This window comes from Carbonatibacter coralli (assembly GCF_039592655.1).
Taxonomy (GTDB): domain Bacteria; phylum Pseudomonadota; class Alphaproteobacteria; order Kiloniellales; family Kiloniellaceae; genus Carbonatibacter; species Carbonatibacter coralli.
Map to the genome: position 1 here is coordinate 200,718 of NZ_JBBUTJ010000001.1, position 20,250 is coordinate 220,967.

At 54.7% G+C, this 20,250-nt stretch carries 16 protein-coding genes; 10 read left to right on the forward strand and 6 right to left on the reverse strand.

Features of this window, described 5'->3' with window-relative positions:
- Nucleotides 1-39 precede the first annotated feature (39 nt).
- From AAAH10_RS00815 to aat, 5 genes are all read left to right on the forward strand, one after another.
- On the forward strand, nucleotides 40-825 hold the full coding sequence (locus AAAH10_RS00815; protein ID WP_343559556.1) for a DsbA family protein: 786 nt from the start codon (nucleotides 40-42) through the stop codon (nucleotides 823-825).
- Nucleotides 826-1,078: 253 nt separating this feature from the next.
- Nucleotides 1,079-1,540, forward strand: a complete 462-nt coding sequence (aroQ, locus tag AAAH10_RS00820) for a type II 3-dehydroquinate dehydratase (RefSeq protein WP_343561305.1) — start codon at nucleotides 1,079-1,081, stop codon at nucleotides 1,538-1,540.
- Nucleotides 1,540-2,001, forward strand: coding sequence for an acetyl-CoA carboxylase biotin carboxyl carrier protein (accB, locus tag AAAH10_RS00825; RefSeq protein WP_343559559.1), 462 nt, complete (start codon nucleotides 1,540-1,542; stop codon nucleotides 1,999-2,001). Before aroQ ends, accB begins: the two co-directional genes overlap by 1 nt.
- 16 nt (nucleotides 2,002-2,017) lie before the next feature.
- Nucleotides 2,018-3,373 carry an acetyl-CoA carboxylase biotin carboxylase subunit gene (accC, locus tag AAAH10_RS00830; RefSeq protein WP_343559561.1) on the forward strand — a complete coding sequence of 452 codons (1,356 nt, stop codon included), beginning with the start codon at nucleotides 2,018-2,020 and terminating at the stop codon, nucleotides 3,371-3,373.
- 190 nt (nucleotides 3,374-3,563) lie between these two features.
- The gene (gene aat, locus AAAH10_RS00835) at nucleotides 3,564-4,256 is read left to right on the forward strand and encodes a leucyl/phenylalanyl-tRNA--protein transferase (protein ID WP_343559564.1); all 693 of its coding nucleotides are present in this window, start codon (nucleotides 3,564-3,566) and stop codon (nucleotides 4,254-4,256) included.
- Between the two features lie 6 nt (nucleotides 4,257-4,262).
- On the opposite strand, the gene AAAH10_RS00840 is transcribed toward aat, so the two are convergent.
- The 5 genes from AAAH10_RS00840 to AAAH10_RS00860 form a co-directional block, all read right to left on the reverse strand.
- Entirely contained in the window at nucleotides 4,263-4,694 is a 432-nt protein-coding gene (locus AAAH10_RS00840) for a DUF2155 domain-containing protein (RefSeq protein ID WP_343559566.1), read from the reverse strand.
- Nucleotides 4,695-4,722: 28 nt separating this feature from the next.
- Nucleotides 4,723-4,953: a hypothetical protein gene (locus tag AAAH10_RS00845; RefSeq protein ID WP_343559569.1), complete on the reverse strand. Its 231-nt coding sequence runs from the start codon at nucleotides 4,951-4,953 to the stop codon at nucleotides 4,723-4,725.
- Between the two features lie 11 nt (nucleotides 4,954-4,964).
- Entirely contained in the window at nucleotides 4,965-5,414 is a 450-nt protein-coding gene (mlaD, locus tag AAAH10_RS00850) for an outer membrane lipid asymmetry maintenance protein MlaD (protein WP_343559572.1), read from the reverse strand.
- Nucleotides 5,415-5,594: 180 nt separating this feature from the next.
- The gene (locus tag AAAH10_RS00855) at nucleotides 5,595-5,975 is read right to left on the reverse strand and encodes an NADH:ubiquinone oxidoreductase subunit NDUFA12 (RefSeq protein ID WP_343559574.1); all 381 of its coding nucleotides are present in this window, start codon (nucleotides 5,973-5,975) and stop codon (nucleotides 5,595-5,597) included.
- Nucleotides 5,976-6,090: 115 nt separating this feature from the next.
- Nucleotides 6,091-7,005 carry a hypothetical protein gene (locus AAAH10_RS00860; RefSeq protein WP_343559577.1) on the reverse strand — a complete coding sequence of 305 codons (915 nt, stop codon included), beginning with the start codon at nucleotides 7,003-7,005 and terminating at the stop codon, nucleotides 6,091-6,093.
- Nucleotides 7,006-7,202: 197 nt separating this feature from the next.
- Between AAAH10_RS00860 and AAAH10_RS00865 the strand changes: the two genes are divergently transcribed.
- The 4 genes from AAAH10_RS00865 (at nucleotide 7,203) to AAAH10_RS00880 (ending at nucleotide 14,488) form a co-directional block, all read left to right on the forward strand.
- Nucleotides 7,203-8,120 carry a DMT family transporter gene (locus tag AAAH10_RS00865; RefSeq protein WP_343559580.1) on the forward strand — a complete coding sequence of 306 codons (918 nt, stop codon included), beginning with the start codon at nucleotides 7,203-7,205 and terminating at the stop codon, nucleotides 8,118-8,120.
- Nucleotides 8,121-8,651: 531 nt separating this feature from the next.
- Nucleotides 8,652-12,347 carry a vitamin B12-dependent ribonucleotide reductase gene (locus tag AAAH10_RS00870; protein WP_343559583.1) on the forward strand — a complete coding sequence of 1,232 codons (3,696 nt, stop codon included), beginning with the start codon at nucleotides 8,652-8,654 and terminating at the stop codon, nucleotides 12,345-12,347.
- A gap of 291 nt (nucleotides 12,348-12,638) precedes the next feature.
- Entirely contained in the window at nucleotides 12,639-13,112 is a 474-nt protein-coding gene (locus tag AAAH10_RS00875) for a RidA family protein (protein ID WP_343559586.1), read from the forward strand.
- 161 nt (nucleotides 13,113-13,273) lie between these two features.
- Nucleotides 13,274-14,488, forward strand: a complete 1,215-nt coding sequence (locus AAAH10_RS00880; RefSeq protein WP_343559588.1) for a tetratricopeptide repeat protein — start codon at nucleotides 13,274-13,276, stop codon at nucleotides 14,486-14,488.
- Nucleotides 14,489-14,557: 69 nt separating this feature from the next.
- Here AAAH10_RS00880 and pyc read toward each other — a convergent pair whose 3' ends face one another.
- On the reverse strand, nucleotides 14,558-18,013 hold the full coding sequence (gene pyc / locus AAAH10_RS00885) for a pyruvate carboxylase (protein ID WP_343559591.1): 3,456 nt from the start codon (nucleotides 18,011-18,013) through the stop codon (nucleotides 14,558-14,560).
- A gap of 500 nt (nucleotides 18,014-18,513) precedes the next feature.
- On the opposite strand from pyc, the gene betA reads away from it, so the two are divergent.
- Nucleotides 18,514-20,181 carry a choline dehydrogenase gene (gene betA, locus AAAH10_RS00890; RefSeq protein WP_343559594.1) on the forward strand — a complete coding sequence of 556 codons (1,668 nt, stop codon included), beginning with the start codon at nucleotides 18,514-18,516 and terminating at the stop codon, nucleotides 20,179-20,181.
- Nucleotides 20,182-20,250 lie beyond the last annotated feature (69 nt).

Consider the following 20,250-nt stretch of genomic DNA (forward strand, 5'->3'; position numbering starts at 1 on the left):
CTTCATCTTTCCTTCAAATCACATGATGGAATTTCAACAATGCCTTTCCCGTCTTTCTCATCTTCAAAAGCTCTGAAAAAAACGCTCATCAGCTCGGTTTTCCTCTCAGGCCTCCTGCTTTCGCAAACAGCAACACAGGCAGAGGATTCCTCCAGCCCGGCACCAGGCAGTGATGCCTTCAATGAAGCAGTTCACAAATACATTCTGGAAAATCCCCGGATTATCATTGAAGCGATCGAGATCTACCAGCTGCAGCAGCGCGCCGCAGAGCGCCGCCAGCAGGAAGCGGCTTTCGAGCAATTCAGAAACGATCTGGAAAACAGTGAAGGCAGCCCGGTTCTCGGCAATCCGGACGGCGACATCGTTCTTGTCGAGTTCTTTGACTACAGATGCCCCTATTGCCGTCGCGCTGCAACCGTCGTTCAGGAACTTCTCGACGAAGACCAGAACCTGAAGGTGGTCATGAAGGAATTCCCGATCCTCAGCCCTGAATCCGTTGTTGGCGCCCGCGCGGCACTGGCAGCAGGTCAGCAGGGTGCCTATGAGGAATATCATTTTGAATTGATGCGTAATGCAAGTGACCTGTCTGTCGACAGGCTGCTGTCCCTCGCTGACAAGCTGGATCTGGACGTCGCAAAGTTCGAGGCTGACATGGAAGGTCCCGAAGTCACACAGCAGATCCTGGAAACACGCCAGCTTGCAACAGCTCTGGGAGTCAACGGAACCCCTGCCTTTGTTTTGAACGGCAAATCTATTCCTCCGGGGACACCTGCGGCTGAATTCAGAAAAATGATCGCCGAGATTCGCGCGCAAAATAAAGGCTGAGCGGAAAAACACACGGCTTGAGTCGGAAAAGGCGGACCTTTTTCCACCTCAGGGAGTTTTTTCTGACACAGAGCCAGCAAAGCTGTGTCATTTCGCTTTGCGCCTGCCGCCAAATTCGCGTAATAAGGTCGCTTGTGGTTGCTGATGCAGTTGAACAAGGTGTCGTTCGGCTTTCCGTCCCGGCGCTCTGCAAATCCGATTGCAGACTGTTCAATTGCTCCTCGGCATCGCAAGCCTGAACCAACTGGATGGAATGGATTATTCCGTGTCTTCTGTCTTGCTCCTGAATGGTCCCAACCTGAATCTTCTGGGAACCCGTCAGCCAGAAATCTACGGCTACGATACGCTTGCGGATTTGGAATCCCAATGCCAAAAGCGCGCCCGCAGTCTTGGTCTGGAGCTCGAATGTCGTCAGTCAAACTGGGAAGGCCAGCTGATTGGCTGGGTTCACGAAGCACGTGGCAAACACGAAGGCATCATCATAAATCCTGCAGCCCTCACGCACACCTCCGTCGCTCTGATGGATGCTTTGCTGGGTGTTGACCGACCCGTTGTAGAGGTTCACCTTTCGAACATTCACAGCCGTGAAGAATTCCGTCACCATTCCTATGTTTCCAGGGTCGCACAGGCTGTGATCTGTGGACTGGGCCCGCAAGGGTACCTGCTGGCGATGGACGCCATGGCTCACCTGCTGAACAGCGATAAAGAAGACTGATGTCAAAACACGAAGTAAACGAAGACTTTATCCGCGCGCTGGCTGAACTCCTGAAGGACACCGGCCTGACCGAAATCGAATACGAGACAGAAGACCAGCGTCTTCGTCTGGCTCGCAACGTGACTGTGGCTGCCCCTGCCGCCGCTCCTGTAGCTGTTGCAGCCCCCGCTGCGGCTCCGGCCCCTGCAGCAGCTCCAGCCGCCGAGGCAGCCGCGCCTGCTGCTCCTGTTGATGCCATTACCTCTCCGATGGTTGGCACAGCCTATCTGGCTTCCGAACCCGGTGCTCCGAACTTCATCAAGGTCGGCGACAAGATCAGCGAAGGCCAGACCCTGATGATCCTGGAAGCCATGAAGGTCATGAACCCTCTGCCAAGCCCGAAAGCCGGTGTGGTCAAGGAAATCCTCGTTCAGGATGGTCAGCCTGTAGAATTTGGCGAGCCTCTGGTCGTTCTCGCATAACCAATCGGGAAGCCCCATGTTTAAGAAAATTCTGATTGCCAACCGTGGTGAAATCGCGCTCCGTATCCTGCGAGCCTGCCGCGACATGGGCATCCAAACGGTGGCAGTTCACTCCACTGCAGATGCGGATGCCATGCATGTCCGCCTTGCTGACGAGTCTGTCTGCATCGGCCCCGCACCCAGCAAGGACAGCTATCTGAATGTTCAGGCTATTCTCACAGCAGCTGCCGTAACAGGTGCTGATGCGATCCACCCCGGTGTCGGTTTCCTCTCTGAAAACGCTGATTTCGCCGAAATGGTTGAAGACCATGGCATGGCTTTCATCGGCCCCTCTCCCGAGCACATTCGCGTTATGGGTGACAAGGTTGCTGCGAAGAAAACAGCGATTGAGCTGGGTATTCCGGTCGTTCCGGGATCAGACGGTGCCATTGCTTCTGCCGAGGAAGCCATCGAAGTTGCCAAGACAACCGGCTATCCCGTCCTCGTAAAGGCCGCTTCCGGCGGCGGTGGGCGCGGCATGAAGGTTGCCAACAGCGAAGATGAGCTGCGTGACGCCGTGCGTCTGGCCGGAACAGAAGCCAAGGCTGCATTCGGCGACGATACCCTCTACATGGAGAAGTACCTCGGTCAGCCCCGTCACATCGAAATCCAGCTGCTCGGCGACGGTCAGGGCACCTGCATTCATATCGGTGAACGTGACTGCTCCCTGCAGCGCCGCCACCAGAAGCTGCTTGAAGAAGCACCTTCTCCTGTCCTGACAGAAGAAGAGCGTGAGCGCATCGGCCGCATCTCTGCTGAAGCAATGCTCAAGTTCGGCTACAAGTCTGCCGGTACAATCGAGTATCTCTATGAAAACGGCGAGTTCTTCTTTATCGAGATGAACACCCGTATTCAGGTCGAGCACCCGATTTCGGAAGCCATTTCCGGCATTGATATTCTGGAAGAGCAGATTCGTGTCGCTGCCGGCGAGAAGCTGAAATACAAGCAGGAAGACGTCGTCCTGAAAGGACACGCCATTGAATGCCGTATCAACGCCGAGAACCCCTATACCTTCATGCCATCCCCCGGTCAGGTGACAAGCTATCACACACCGGGTGGTGTTGGTGTTCGGATTGATTCCCAGCTCTATCAGGGCTATCGCATTCCATCCAACTACGACAGCCTGATTGCCAAGCTGATCGTTTACGGACGCGACCGTGAAGACTGCATCATGAAAACGCGTCGTGCCCTGCAGGAATATGTGATTGACGGTGTTCAAACCTCTATTCCGCTTCATCTTGATCTCGTTCACAACGAGGACATCATGAAGGGCGACTACAACATCCACTGGCTGGAAAAGTTTGTTGACGAGTTGAATGCCCAGAAGAAGTAGGCACAAGACCGACGCAGACAGAAAGCCCCGAACCTCTCCGGTTCGGGGCTTTTTTTAAAGGAGCTTTTTGCTTCTCTGTACTTTTCACCAGCTTTTGTCCTTCCAAGACAGGCTCTTGCTGGTTTTCCTTTCACAACCCATCTATATTGGACAGACACATCACAACCGGATCCGGGATCTGTTCAACACCATGGAAATTACAGCGGACATACTGCTGAAAGCTTACGCCATCGGCGTGTTCCCCATGGCAGAGAGCCACGATGCTGCCGAGTTGCACTGGATCGACCCACGCCAGCGCGGAGTGCTCCCGCTCAATTCACTTCACATACCAAGATCCCTCAGGAAAACACTCCGGAAGGAGCCGTTCCGGATCCGTTGTGATACCGCTTTCATGCAGGTTATGGAAGCCTGTGCCGAGCCACGGCCGGACCGCTCCGAAACCTGGATCAACCCCCAGATCAAGCGCCTTTACCAGCAGCTTTTCCAAACCGGTTTTGCCCATTCCGTCGAATGCTGGAAAGACGGACGCCTTGTCGGAGGTCTCTACGGCGTTTCACTCGGCTCGGCCTTTTTCGGGGAAAGCATGTTTTCCCGCGAAACCAATGCCAGCAAGGTGGCTCTGGTTCATCTGGTCGCACGCTTGAAAAAATCGGGTTATTCGCTTCTGGACACCCAGTTCCTGACCCGCCATCTGGCACGGTTTGGCGTTATCGAAATTCCAAGGGATACCTACCATCAGCGACTGGACATGGCACTCCAGATTGGCGCAACCCTTGATCCCGAGCTATCCCGCGAAGAACTGGAGGAGTTTATCCGCTCGTGTCAGGGCAACCCTCCTGCCCCGTCCCCGGACAATCTGGAAACAGATCCGGACAACGACTGAAAAAGTCTACTGTTCCGCCGGGGTTTCCAGAAGATTGATACCTGCTTCATCCTGCTGGCTGAGGGTGTCCTTGCAGTCCAGCGTCCAGACAGCATAAACCGGATGTTCCATTGTCGACAGCCCGGGTGAGGAAGCATACATCCACCCGCTGAACTGGCGCTGTTCGTCAGGCTCAAGCTTTGTGTCACGAATAATGGTAAAGGCCGCCGCTTCGGGCTTGTCTTCCGGAGACGCCTTGTAGCAGGCCTGAACCTCGATCGAAAGGGACCCGAATTCAACAGCCTGCCCGACGGGAACTTCCATCTCTGTCACACGGGCTGTCACCTTGTCCAGCGCCTGCAGGACAGCAACGCCATGCGGGTTCATCGCAGCAAACGCTCCAGTACCAGCACAAAGAACCGGCAGACTGACCACAGTCATCAGGAAAGTCTTCTTCATGGCGTTCATCTGCTTCGGGTCCGCTTTCTCAGTTCCGGTTGTCATAGGGGTTTTCAAGACGGTCAATCATGGCATGAAGCACAGCCCTGACCTGCTTTTCGTCCCCGCCCATCAGGATGGCATCCTCCAGCGCATCCTGGGCCATCTCCATGATTTCCTCGAGATTCTCATTCAGAACCTTGATCTTTTCATGGCAGGACAAAGGCTCACCATCGGGTTGTGTCCATACCGGGAAGAGATCCTTGACCGCAGAAGCCATTTTCAAAAACCCTAGAGTGAGTCCGCAGAAGAAAAAACAAAGCGTCCGAGCAGATCCATCAGATTGACAGCGCCCTGGGTGTCAAAGATTTCATCCCCATCCTGGAGATTGTCATCCTCGCCCCCCGGTGTCAGACCGATAAAGGAGCCACCCAGCAGGCTTTCGCTCAGAATCCGGGCCGAGGTTCCCTTGGGCAGGATAACGGCCCTGTCAATTTCCATGGTCACAACAGCATAGAAGGACTCACCATCCAGATGCTGATCCACAACACGTCCGATTTTAACCCCTGCCATGCGCACGTCAGTTCCAACAACAAGACCGCTGGCATCGTCAAACTCGGCAGTCAGACGATAACCACCGGAAGAACCGGACGAAGAAGAGTTGAAAGCGTAGACGACAAAGACAATTGCCACTGCCAACACCAGTGCGCCGACGACAGTTTCGACCAGATTGCGATTCATTCAGGAACTCCCGACACCAAGTCATCTCTTTATTCAGAGAACTAGATAGCATTAAGTGCTGGAACAGAAAACCTGAAACCCGTTCACCACAATACAACACACTGTGTTCAGATCTGTTCAGAAGACAAAAGCCGACCCCGCAGGAGATCGGCTTTGTGTTTATTTCAAATCACAGGGGCCTTATTCAGGCTGCCATGCATCATAATCGGAAGAGACCCGCTCACGCTGTCCGCCCGCATAAGGGCTTCCGCCTGGACGATAGGCCTGATCCGTCCCTGTCATGTTCTGCTGATGATCCTTCATCCAGTCATAACGGGGCAGGCCTTCCTTCGGCGGCAGTTCGTTGACCGTATGGTGCAACCACGCATGCCAGTCCGCAGGAACGCGGCTTGCCTCGACATCACCATTGTAGATGACCCAGCGGCGTTCCTTGCGCAGGCTGTCCTTGTGCATTTCGCTACCACCTTTGGTGCGGTAGTACTTGTTGCCCTGCTTGTCTTCACCAACCAGTTCACCCTTGGCCCAGGTGTAAAGACGTGTGCCGATTGTCGCTTTTGACATATCTGACCGCAGCTCCTGTACTTCAGAATCTTGATAATTCAGTTTGTCCGGATAATACACTGCTGAAGCAATCCGTCCAGACCTCACGTGCAAAAAGCCGTTTTTCCTGCCGGATTCAGAGCTTTTCCTCTTCCGTCTCGGGAATATCCACATTCCCTGCCGGGATCTCCAGCCGCGAAGAGGCCACCAGCATCCAGGACAGTTCTTCCAGCTCGAACCCCTTTTCCGCCACGTCCGCATTCCGCTTGCTCTTTTCCCAGTCATGGAACAGCCGGGCCGGTGCCTCGCGCGCAGCAACCTCCATCGCTTTGGCCATGTTTTCAAAGGCATCCGGCAAATCGGCACAAAGAATGGCCACCCCCGGAACACTTACATCCGTCGGCAGGAGCGACTGCGCAATCAGATCGCCAAGCTTCTGGGGCACCACACCTCTCATCTGCCGCATGTGTGCCTGAACAAGCCCCATACATTCCATATGGAGGATCGTGTCATCCTCGCGCGGAATAAAGGCAAGGGAGCGCGCAGAGCTCGACACCCCGTCCAGCACAACAGCTTCCCTCGTTGCCGGTTCCACAGTCCAGCTGCCAAAGGCCGCCATCCCGCTTTGGGCGACCCTTTCCAGTATGGGGGCAAGGGCGATCACATCCCTGACATCCTTGATGATGCAAAGTCCCAGACCGTGTTCCCGGGCCTTCTTCACAGCGCCTGCCACAGCCTGGCTGGCAGCACAAACCAGCGGCAGACCGGCCGCCTCCAGAAAGAGAACCTGATCGCGTTCCATCGAAACCGTCACCTCGGGTTCGATTTCCTCTCCGGTTTCACTTTTGCGGGCAGGAACCTGAAAGGCCTGGTCGTTCCGCAGGACGTAGTCCAGTGCATTGCGATGATGGCTTTCCAGCCAGACCAGGGAATCCATCGCAAGTCCATGTGCTTCATCATCAAGTCGGGGCCCCACATGGCGATCCTTCAGCCAGGCCCCCAGCCTTGTCCGGAATTCATCCAGCGGAACAGTTACAGTTGAAGCAGACATCACATATTTCTCCAGTCAGGCGGGACAGTCCGTCCCCTCACCTCTTATCAAATGCATCATGCGCAAAAAAGCCTGATCACCTCAAGACAGGTTATCCATTTCCATTCAGAAAAAGCTTTATATGTTGCTCCGTCCTGTCATGCGGTATAGCTTCCCGGCTTTGTGACATCCGGATCAATTCAGGAACCCGACTTTCCATGAGCGTAACCTCTTCCCGTCTCTCCCTTGGTATTGCTCTTGCCCTGTTAAGTGCGCTGTTCTTCGCACTTGTCGGGCCGAGCTCATCCTATGCACTCGGAGATGGCGCCTCCCCGCTTTCCATGACAGTTGGCCGCTTTCTGATCGGAGCTGCCCTCACAGGCGGATACATGATCCTGACCGGGCAGGATTTCCGTATTCAAAAGACACAGTTTCCCAGACTTCTGTTCGCAACAGCCATGCTGTTTCTGCTGACCCTGGCCTTTCTGAGCGCCTTTGAGTTCATCCCTGTTTCCCTCGGGGTTGTGATCTTCTACCTCTATCCCCTGCTGGTTGCTGTGATGGAAAGCCTGTTTGCCAGAAAGCTTCCTCCCCTTTCCCAGGCCCTGCTTCTGCTGCTGGCCTTTGCCGGTGTCGGTATCGCAGTGGGAAGCAATCTCGATTTGGGGAACCTTTCCGTGGACGGCACCGTCGTCAAGGGTGCGCTCTGGTCCGCGGCCGCCGCAGTGGGGCTGGCATCCTACTTTCTTGTGGTCAAACCCCTTGGTGATGTCATTCCGCTTGCAAAGCTGATTTTCTATGTCAATGCGCTTTGCCTTGTTCTCGTCATCCCCTACCAGCTGCTGACCGGTTCCCCTGTGGAACTGCCCTCAACAGGCTTTGGCATCAGTGCCCTGAGCGCAATCGGTATCTTTTACCTCTTTGCCGGCCTGATCCAGGTGCACGTCCTCAAGTTCATGCCGGCTTCAAACGCAGCCATGATCTACAATGCCGAGCCTGTCTTTGCCGTTGGACTGTCCATTGTGGTTCTCGGCGAAACACCCGGAGAAATCCAGCTGCTCGGCTCTGCCCTGGTTTTGATTGCACTCGTCGCCTTCTGCCTGCTCAATCTCAGACAGAACTCCGCAACATCATGAAAGTGCCCGCTCATCCCGGACACAAGATGTAGTAGTATCGAAACAGAGCTAAATCCTTAAAAAATAGTTAAAATTCCATTCAAGCTTTAACGATCCGATTCTTGAATCGGAGACAAAAATGCCTGTTTTCAGACTTTTGAACACAATCCACAGGCCCGGTTGAAAAGCACAAGGCCAGCATTTGTGCGGATTCAGGAAAACAGCTTTCAGATACAAACATAAAATGCACACAGTTATCCACAGGCAACCTGTTCACAACACAACACCCTATTTTGGTGTCAAGCCCCTAAAAGACCATGACGAACACTAAATCTTGTGGTTAAATACAAAACATAACCACCAGATATGCAGTTTCTCTTGCTTTCCCCGGATCACAGACCCGTGAGAAAGTGAGAGTTTTCCTGTGAAAGAGGATAGAAGACGTCGGTTATCAACAGACCTCAAATCCCTGTCTGGAATCTGTTTGAACCTGCTTCTTGATACACGGGGTTCGCCCCTGCATTTGAAACTACAGCTTTTAGGGACAAAAGCATGAAAATCGCGCGCCATTTTACCACCGCATCCAAAGGCAACTACGATGCCGGTGCCGTATATAGTTCCATTGCTTTTCGCACTACATCTAGTGAAATCCGCAATCCGGACGGATCTGTTGTCTTTCAGGCCAACAACATCGAGGTTCCTGAAAGCTGGAGCCAGGTCGCCAGTGATATTCTGGCGCAGAAGTATTTCCGCAAGCGCGGTGTACCGGCGAAGCTCAAGCGCGTTGAAGAAAATGATGTTCCATCATGGCTGTGGCGTTCTGTCCCTGATACCAAAGCCATGGCCAATATGGACGAGAACGATAAAATCCTCGGCGAAACCTCTGCCAAACAGGTTTTTGACCGCCTGGCGGGCGCGTGGACCTATTGGGGCTGGAAGGGCGGCTACTTCAACACCGAGGAAGACGCACAGACCTATTATGACGAAATGCGCTACATGCTGACAAAACAGATGTCTGCGCCCAACTCTCCGCAGTGGTTCAACACAGGCCTGCACTGGGCTTACGGCATCGACGGTCCCGGCCAGGGCCACTATTACGTCGATTACAAAACCGGAAAGCTCACACGTTCCAAATCCGCTTACGAACACCCGCAACCACATGCCTGCTTCATCCAGTCCGTTGACGATGATCTCGTTTCCGAGAACGGCATCATGGATCTCTGGGTGCGCGAAGCCCGTCTGTTCAAATACGGCTCCGGTACCGGTTCCAACTTCTCTGCTGTGCGCGGTGCAAACGAACCTCTTTCCGGTGGTGGCCGCTCTTCCGGCCTGATGAGCTTTCTGAAAATCGGCGACCGTGCAGCAGGTGCGATCAAATCCGGTGGCACGACCCGTCGCGCCGCAAAGATGGTCACAGTCAATCTGGACCACCCGGACATTGAAGAGTACATCAACTGGAAGGTTGTCGAGGAACAAAAGGTTGCCGCTATCGTTGCCGGCTCCAAGGCCTGCAAGAAACATCTGAAACTCATCATGGAAGCCATCCAGTCCGCGACAGAACTGGAAGCCGTTGCAGACAAGGCCAATCCGAAAAAGAATGCAGCCCTGAAAGCCGCCATCCGCGATGCGCGCAAAGTCGACATTCCCATGTCCTACGTGCAGCGTGTTCTCCAGTTTGCAGAGCAGGGCTTCACAGAAATCGAGTTCCCGACCTACGACACAGACTGGGACAGCGAAGCCTATCTGACCGTTTCCGGCCAGAACTCCAACAACTCCGTGCGCGTGCCCAACAGCTTCTTCAATGCCCTTGAAAAAGATGATGACTGGCACATGACCAACCGCATCGACGGCAAGGTTGCCAAGTCCATCAAGGCGCGCGATCTCTGGGACCAGATTTCCTATGCAGCCTGGGCCTGTGCTGATCCGGGCATGCAATACGACACCACGATCAACGAGTGGCACACCTGCCCGCAGTCCGGTCGTATCAATGGCTCCAACCCCTGTTCCGAGTACATGTTCCTGGATGACACGGCCTGTAACCTTGCATCCCTGAACCTGATGACCTTCATGCGTCCGGACGGAAGCTTTGATGTTGAAGCCTACATCCACGCCAACCGCCTGTGGCTGCTGACACTGGAAATCTCCGTCACCATGGCGCAGTTCCCGTCCAAAGCCATTGCAGAGCTGTCCTACCGCTATCGGACAACGGGTCTGGGCTATGCCAACATCGGCGGTCTGCTGATGGCCATGGGGATCGCCTATGACTCTGACGAAGGCCGTGCGCTCTGTGCAGCCCTCTCCGGGGTGATGACCGGTGTCTCCTATGCCACATCTGCCGAAATTGCCGGGGAGCTGGGTGCCTTTGAAGGCTATGAGCCAAACAAGGCCGACATGCTCCGCGTCATGCGCAACCACCGCCGTGCAGCCTATGGCGAAACGGAAGGCTACGAGCAGCTTGAAGTCACACCGGTTCCTTTCAATGCCGATGACTGTCCTTTGAAAGATCTGGCCGAAGCCGTTCGTACATCATGGGACAAGGCTCTGGAACTGGGTGAGAAGCACGGCTATCGCAACGCCCAGACCACAGTTGTTGCACCAACCGGCACCATTGGGCTGGTCATGGACTGTGACACAACCGGTATCGAGCCGGACTTTGCGACTGTGAAGTTCAAGAAGCTTGCCGGTGGTGGCTACTTCAAGATCATCAACCGCACCATTCCTGTTGCCCTGGAAAAGCTGGGCTACAACAAGGAGCAAATCGACGAGATCGTTGGCTACGCTGTTGGTCACGGCAGCATCCGCCAGTCTCCGGCCATCAATCACCAGACCCTGAAAGCCAAGGGCTTCACAGACGAGGTTCTGGAAAAGATCGAGGCTGCTGTCGGTTCCGCATTCGACATCAAGTTTGTCTTCAACAAGTTCACACTGGGCGAAGAGTTCTGCAAGGACGTCCTCGGCTTCAGCGGCGAACAGCTGGACGACTTCGAGTTCGACATGCTGGCGGCTCTGGGCTTCAGCAAGGAAGAGCGTGAAGAAGCCAACCTCTTCGTCACAGGCACCATGACTGTCGAAGGCGCACCACACCTGAAAGACGAGCACCTGCCTGTCTTTGACTGTGCAAACGCCTGCGGCAAGATCGGCAAACGCTATCTGTCCTATGAAAGCCACATCCGCATGATGGCTGCGGCTCAGCCGTTCATCTCCGGTGCGATTTCCAAGACCATCAACATGCCGGCTTCTGCAGTGATCGACGACTGCAAGGACGCTTACATGCTGTCCTGGAAACTGGGTCTGAAAGCCAATGCACTCTATCGCGATGGCTCCAAGCTGTCCCAGCCACTCTCCTCCTCCGTTCTGCAGGATCTGGACGAGGAAGAGGTCGAGGCTCTCGCAGAGGCACCTGCCGCTGTGAAGGCAGAGGTTGTTGCCGAGCGCATCATCGAGCGCGTTGTCGAGAAGGTCATGCCGACAGAGCGTCGCAAACTGCCGACACGCCGCAAGGGCTACACCCAGAAAGCTGTTGTCGGTGGTCACAAGGTTTACCTGCGGACAGGTGAGTATGAAGACGGCGATCTCGGCGAGCTTTTTGTCGACATGCACAAGGAAGGCGCTGCCTTCCGAAGCCTGATGAACAACTTCGCCATCGCCGTGTCCATTGGCCTGCAATACGGTGTTCCGCTGGAAGAGTTTGTTGAAGCTTACACCTTCACGCGTTTCGAGCCTTCCGGCATGGTTGAGGGCAACGATGCGATCAAGATGGCAACCTCCATTCTGGATTACATCTTCCGTGAACTGGCGGTTTCCTATCTCGGCCGTAACGATCTGGCACACGTTGAACCGTCCGATGTCCTGCCTGACTCCATTGGTACAGGCACCAACCAGAGTGATCTGGAGGAAGACGACGCAAGCTCTGCCCGTGAAGCCGCTGTTGCCGCAACAGTTCGCCGTGTGACCTCCACAGGCTTTGTTCGCAACAAACTGCGTGTCTTCGACGGAGGCAGTGAAGTTGTACAGGAACCAACAGCCGAACTGCCGCTCCAGCAGGTTGTCAACGAGACACCTGTCCAGACCGGAAGCATCAGTACCTCCAGCAGCAAGCCTGCTGATCGCAGAACCGAACAGGTCCGCGAGGCCCGCATGAAAGGGTACGAAGGCGACAGCTGTCCGGAATGCGGTAACTTCACACTGGTTCGCAACGGCACCTGCCTGAAATGTGACACCTGCGGTGGCACAACAGGCTGCAGCTAACACTCTCCAGAGAGGTCGGCTGTTTCTGTGAACAGACCGGCATCAAATGACAGGAGGCGAAGCTCTGACGGGCTTCGCCTCCTGTTGGTTTCCAGTGCCGTTCTCCCTCTTGCAGAACCGCGCTTGACCACCCCAGAAAGAGCAGGTCGCGAAATGCTGTGCGCATGACGCAAGAATGCTTTGCTTTTCAGGTTACTCAGGCTAAACTCCGCGCGAAATCGGGGCGATGATCGAAAGATTCTTGCCAAACCGTTTTGACCACCCCTCTATCTGTCAAAAAGGATGATCGCCATGACTGGTGTTATTGAAGCGCGCCTGAAAGAACTGGGCCTGGAAGTTAAGGAACCTGCAAAAGCTGTTGCCAACTACGTTGGTTACGTGACCTCCGGCAACATGGTTTTTGTTTCCGGTCAAATCACAGCCAAAGACGGCGAGATCCTCTTCAAGGGCAAGCTCGGTGAAAACATGTCTGTCGAAGAAGGTCAGGATGCTGCCCGTCTTTGTGGCATGAACATCCTCGCCCAGCTGAAAGCGGCAACCGGTGGCAACCTCGACAAGGTCAAGCGTATCGTCAAGCTCGGCGGTTTTGTGAACTCCACTCCTGACTTTGTTGATCAGCCAAAGGTTATCAACGGTGTCTCCGACCTGATGGTTGAAGTCTTTGGTGACAAGGGTGTTCACGCACGCGCCGCTGTTTCTGCACCAAGCCTGCCACTGGGCATTGCTGTCGAAGTCGACTGCGTTGCGGAAATCGAAATCGACTGATTTCAGCTCGAGCGAACAGAACAACGGGTTGAGGGCCATGCCTTCAGCCCGTTTTTTGTGACCTGCCGGGCAATTAACCCCGGAAATTAACCTTTGAACTTTTGACAGGACTGTCATCGGAGGACACAATTGGCTGTCATCTATCCTGTTTTTAGAGTTCCATGGCTACTGATCCCTCCATCTCCAGCAACACACAATCACTCCTCGTGCAGTGCCTCGCCCTCTGGGATCAGGGAAAGAAAAAAAGCGCCGTGGATACGCTTATTGATGCCCTCAACAATGCGCCCGAACCTCAGGAGGAGGTCCGTCTGCTGGAGCTTCTGGGCTACCTTGTCAGCGAACTTGGGGACTACCCTTCCGCCCTGCGGCTCTATCAACGCGCTCTGACCCTGAAAGCCGGCAAGGAGCACAGCCTTCGCGAAGGCTGCCTGCTTTTGCTCGTGCGCATGGAACGCTTTGAAGAAGCCGAAAAGATGCTTCGGGAACTGGAAAACACCAGCACCCTGAACAGCAACATGTTCGATATAGCAACACGTCTTTTCTTCAAACAAAAACGCTTTGAGGAGGCAAAGACATACGGCATCAAATCCCTGACCCTGAAAGATCGGGAAGCCTGTGAACCTCCGGCTTTTGTATCCTGCAGCCCGGAAAAGGCCAGCACCCTGCTGGGCAGGAGCGACAGGGATCTCAGGAACTACGTTGCCTTTTCCCTTTTCGGGGACAATCCACGCTATCTGCGCGGCATTCTGGACAACCTGCTGTCCATTGAAGAGTTCTATCCCGACTGGCAGATGCTGGTCTACGCCGACAGTTCGGTTCCTGACGATCTGCTCGGGGAGCTTGAGCGCAACAATGCAAAAATAGAGATGCGTCCCTCAAACTGCCCGGGTCACGAGAAACTGTTGTGGCGCTTTGAGGTTTCAACGCGTGAGGACTGCGGACGCTTTCTGGTCAGGGATGCAGATTCTGTCATCACCAAAAGAGAAATGAAACTGGTCAGAAGATGGATTGCCAGTGATAAACTCTTTCATGTTATCCGCGACTGGTGGAGCCATTCGGAACTCATTCTCGCCGGTCTGTGGGGCGGCGTTGCAGGCAATCTGCCGGAACTGGAAAAGCTGGTTTCGACCTACAAGTCCAACGATCACCCCAACATGCATTTTGACCAGCACCTGCTAAGAGCCACAGTCTGGCCCATCATCAGGGAAAACTGCATGACCCACGATCTCTGTTTTGAATACAGGTCTCTGGGCTCCCTGCGCCCCAAACAGTGGGATTCACACCACCATATCGGCAGCAACCTCTTTGCTGCGCGACAGAGCGAGCAGAACGAACGCCTGCAAAAATTCAGACATGTGAAATCCCTGAAGCTCTGAAGACAGCGCCTCGACAAAAAAGGGGAGCCCGTGCTCCCCTCTCTGTTAACAGTCTGCGGTTGCAGTCTCTTATGCGATCACAGCCAGAAGATCCTTGGTTTCGACCTTGGAGCCCGGCTCGACCAGAAGCGTTTTCACAACACCATCCTTCTCTGCCAGAACCGCGGTCTGCATTTTCATCGCTTCAATGGTCATCAGGGTATCCCCACGCCTGACCTCATCCCCCTGCTTGACAGCAACAGTTGCAATCAGTCCCGGCATCGGTGCGCCAAGGTGATCGGCGTTGCCGTCTTCAACCTTCGGATGGGCCGCCACAGAGGCCTGACGGCTGTTGTCGCGAATCTTGACCGTCCGGGGCTGACCGTTGAGTTCGAAGAAGACAGTTGCAATGCCCTCTTCATCAGCCTCCGAAACAGCACGGAACCGGATGATCAGGGTCTTGCCCCTGTCAATGTCGATTGCCAGCTCGTCACCCGCTTCCATACCATAGAAGAAAACAGGCGTCGGCAGCACGGAAACGTCACCGTATTCCTTCCTGTGCTTCATGAAGTCAACAAAGACCTGCGGATACATCAGATAGGACGCAAACTCGAAATCGGTGATCTCACGTCCCGCCTTTTCCCCGGCCAGCTTACGCTCGGCCTCCAGATCTGCAGGCGGCAAAAGGGCACCGGGGCGCTCTGTCATGGCTTTTTCACCCTTGAGCACCTTCTTCTGCAAGGCCTGAGGGAAGCCGCCGACCGGCTGTCCCAGATCTCCCTTGAAGAAGGAGACAACCGACTCAGGGAAGGCCACATCAACATCCGGGTTTTCAACATCTTCCCTGCTGATGTCCGATGTCACCATCATCAATGCCATGTCACCGACGACCTTGGAGGACGGTGTGACCTTCACGATGTCACCAAACATCTGGTTCACATCGGCATAGGCGTTGGAGACATCCGGCCAGTTTTCCTCAATGCCGAGGGAACGGGCCTGCTGACGCAGGTTGGTGTATTGACCACCAGGCATTTCATGGTGATAGACATCCGATGTTCCACAGCGGATGTCGGATTCAAAGCCGACATAGTTGCTGCGCACCTGTTCCCAGTAATCCTCATACTCAAGCAGGGCTTCACGATCGAGACCTGTGTCCCGTGCCGTGTTGCGCAGGGCAGCGGCAATGGATCCCATATTCGGCTGTGATGTCAGACCCGACATGGAATCGATACAGGCATCGACAGCATCCACCCCGGCATCTGCAGCAGCCAGAACCGTTGCAGCAGAAATACCGCTGGTGTCATGCGTGTGGAAATGGATGGGCAGCCCCACCTCTTCCTTCAGGGCCTTGATCAGAATACGCGCGGCTTCCGGTTTCAGAAGCCCGGCCATGTCCTTGATTCCCAGAACATGCGCTCCGGCTGCTTCCAGTTCCCGGGCCATGTTCACGTAGTATTTCAGGTCATACTTCGGGCGGTTCGGATCGAGAATGTCCCCTGTGTAGCACACAACAGCCTCACAGATCTTTCCGCTTTCACAAACCGCATCCATGGCAACACGCATGTTTTCAACCCAGTTCAGGGAATCAAACACGCGGAAAACATCAACACCGCCACGTGCAGCGTGGTCAACAAAGTGCCGGACAACATTGTCCGGATAGTTGGTATAGCCCACACCGTTCGAAGCCCGCAGAAGCATCTGCAACAGGTGGTTCGGCATGGCTTCGCGCATTTTGAACAGTCGATCCCAGGGGCATTCTTTCAAAAAGCGCATGGCCACATCAAAGGTTGCACCACCCCAGCACTCGACAGAGAACAGCTCCGGCAGGCGTTTGGAAACAAAGGGCGCAACGCGGACAAGATCGTCAGTCCGCACACGGGTTGCCAGCAGGGACTGGTGGGCGTCACGGAATGTCGTGTCCGTCATCAAGAGGCGCTGCTGCTCCTTCATCCAGCGTGCAACACCTTCGGCCCCGTCACGTTCCAGAATTTGTTTTGGCCCTTCTGGCGCAGCTTCCTTTGGAATGTTCGGCAAGCGCGCAACATGGGGATGAGCCGGATGAACACGACCGTTCACCTCCTCGTTGCCATTGACCAGCACCTCTCCCATGAAACACAACAGACGTGTCGCACGATCACGGCGCTTTGGCAGCTGGAAGAGTTCGGGTGTCTCGTCAATGAAACGGGTTGTGTACTGATTGCTGCGGAACTTCGGATGGCGCAGCAGACCCTCGACAAACTGGAGGTTTGTTGCAACGCCGCGGATACGGAATTCCTTCAGGGCGCGATCCATGCGGGACAGGGCTTCATCCGGTGTGTTGCCCCAGGCTGTCACCTTCTCCAGCAGGGAGTCGTAATAACGTGTGATCAGGGCACCGGAATAGGCCGTGCCGCCATCCAGACGGATACCGAATCCCGTCGCTCCGCGGTAGGCCGTGATTTTGCCGTAGTCAGGAATGAAGTTGTTCTCCGGGTCCTCGGTCGTCACGCGACACTGCAGGGCGTGGGAGTTGAGTCTGATCTCGTCCTGGACAGGAACACCACAGATGCCATCGCCAATCGTTGCCCCTTCGGCAATGCGGATCTGTGCCTTGACGATATCAATGCCGGTCACAATCTCCGTGACGGTATGCTCCACCTGAATACGCGGATTGACCTCGATGAAGTAAATCTCGTCACTGTCCATATCCATCAGGAACTCGACCGTGCCTGCATTGGAATAGCCGGCTTCACGTGTCAGAGCGAGCGCTGCATCGCAGAATTCCTGTCGCTTTGCTTCACTCAGATAGGGCGCCGGAGCACGCTCGACAACCTTCTGGTTGCGGCGCTGAACAGAACAGTCGCGTTCAAAAAGGTGAACGATGTTGCCGTGCGTATCACCAAGGATCTGAACCTCTACGTGACGGGCACGACGCACCAGTTTCTCCAGATAGACCTCGTCATTGCCAAAGGCATTGAGGGCTTCACGACGCGCTGTTGCAACGTTGTCCAGCAGGCTGCTTTCATCCTCGATGACCCGCATCCCGCGACCTCCGCCGCCCCAGGACGCCTTCAGCATGACCGGGAAGCCGACTTCATTTGCCAGCTTTCGGATCTCTTCATCTTCATAGGGAAGCGGACCGGTCGCAGGCATGACAGGCGCTTTGGCCTTTACAGCCAGATTGCGCGCGGCAACCTTGTTCCCGAGGGAGCGCATCACATCCGGATCAGGACCGATAAAGATAATACCGGCTTCCGCACAGGCCTCTGCAAACTCCGGATTTTCAGAGAGGAAACCATAGCCCGGGTGGATTGCATCCACATTCGCTTCCTTTGCAACCTGGATGATCTCTTCAATATCCAGATAGGCCTGAAGCGGCCCCTTGCCTTCACCGACAAGATAACTCTCATCCGCCTTGAAACGGTGCAGGGCAAAGCGATCTTCGTTGGAATAGATGGCCACCGTTTCAATACCAAGCTCCGTAGCAGCACGGAACACACGGATTGCAATCTCACTGCGGTTGGCGACCAATAGACGACGGATCGAACGGGTACGACGATCTTCCATAACGAACTCCCTTTGCTTTCTCTGTTCTGCCTCGGCCCAGACTTCTCCAGCTGTTTTCATCCGCAATCTACTTCTATCCAGCCCCTGCATGCCAGTCTTTTCAGCGAAGCGGATCACATTCGATATTGTACCGACACAATCCTGCAACCTTGCTGAAACCCTGATTCACACGCCAACTAGGTCAACAAACCTTACCTTTTCTAATTTTGAAGAGCATTTGGCATTTCCTGCGAAATAATATTTCAAGGATTGCGCAGCGGCAAAGATCTGCAGAAATTGTATCCGTACAATTTTTCACACTGTGAAGCCCGATATCAGGGAGTTTTGCACGGAATATTCCTCTTTCCTTCCAGATTCGCACAGGAAAGAACTTCCCGTCAGGTTTTTTATTGAATGAACGTTCAATAAAAAATAGACTGCGATCAAATCAGACAAGACCGGTTTTCCGACTGACCTCATCCTGAACAGGAACAACCGGCCCCTCGTTAAAGGAGCGCAACGTGTCCGAAGAAAGATTTGACTATATTGTTGTCGGAACAGGATCTGCCGGATCAATTCTCGCCGAGCACCTGAGCCGCGATGGAAAGAATTCTGTTCTCGTGCTCGAGTTTGGCGGAAGCGACAAAAGCATCTTCATTCAGATGCCGACCGCACTGTCCATCCCGATGAACACGACAAAATACAACTGGGACTTTGAATCCCAGCCGGAACCCCACATGAAAAACCGCCGGTTCCACACTCCACGCGGCAAGGTTCTGGGCGGATCATCCTCCATCAATGGCATGGTCTTCGTGCGCGGTCACGCCTGTGATTTTGACGAATGGGAAGAACAGGGTGCCAAGGACTGGTCCTACAAGCACTGCCTGCCCTACTTCAAGCGCAACGAAACATGGATGAACGGCGAAGACCAGTACCGTGGCGGTAGCGGTCCCGTTCACACCAACAATGGCAACAACCGCCAGAACCCTCTGTACAATGCCTTCATCAAGGCCGGTGTCGAGGCAGGGTATGGCGAGACGGAAGATTACAACGGCTACCGTCAGGAAGGCTTTGGCCCCATGCACATGAACGTCAAGAACGGCGTTCGCTGGTCCACGGCCAATGCCTATCTGAAACCGTCCCTCAACCGTCCGAACCTGAAGCTGGTTACCGGCGCCCTGGCCAAGCGCATTCTGCTGGAAGGCAAGAAGGCTGTCGGTCTGGAATATCTGGCAAACGGCTCCACACCGAAAAAGGTTTATGCCAACAAGGAAGTGATTCTTTCTGCCGGTTCCATCGGTTCTCCGCAGTTGCTGCAACTGTCCGGTATCGGTCCTGCCGAAGTCCTCAAAAAGGCTGGTGTTGAAGTTGTGCACGATCTGCCGGGTGTTGGACGCAACCTGCAGGATCACCTTGAGGTTTACTTCCAGTTCCACTGCAAGCAGCCGATTACCCTGAACGGCAAACTCGGCCTGTTCAGCAAGTTCATGATCGGCGCCGAATGGATCCTGAACAAGTCCGGTCTGGGTGCAACAAACCACTTCGAGTCCTGTGCCTTCATCCGTTCGCGAGCAGGACGCAAGTCCCCGGACATCCAGTATCACTTCCTGCCTGCAGCCATTCGCTACGACGGCAAGGCTGCCTTTGAAGGTCACGGCCTTCAGGTTCACGTTGGCCCGAACAAGCCAACCAGTCGCGGGCATATCGACATCACCTCTCCAAATCCGCAGGACAAGCCTTTCATCCTCTTCAACTACAACGAGACAGAAGAAGACCGCGAAGCCTTCCGCCAGTGTATCCGCCTGACGCGGGAGATCATGGCACAACCGGCCATGGCCGATTACGTCGGAGGTGAAATCCAGCCCGGAGAGGCCATGCAGTCCGATGCCGAGCTGGACAGCTGGATCCAGGACAACGCCGAAAGTGCCTACCACCCGTCCTGTACCTGTAAAATGGGTGCAGACGATGATCCGATGGCTGTTCTGGACAACGAATGCCGCGTTCGCGGGATCGAGGCCCTGCGTGTGGTGGATTCCTCCATCTTCCCGACCATTCCGAACGGCAACCTCAACTCTCCGACCATGATGGTTGGCGAGAAGGCTGCGGACATCATCCTCGGAAAGGATCCGTTGCCGCCATCAAATGCGCCGGTCTGGATCAACCCGAACTGGGAAACAAGTCAGCGCTGATAGCCCGGACATACCAAAGGAAAAGGCCCGCAGAAACTTCCTCTGCGGGCCTTTTCTGTATCAAACTGC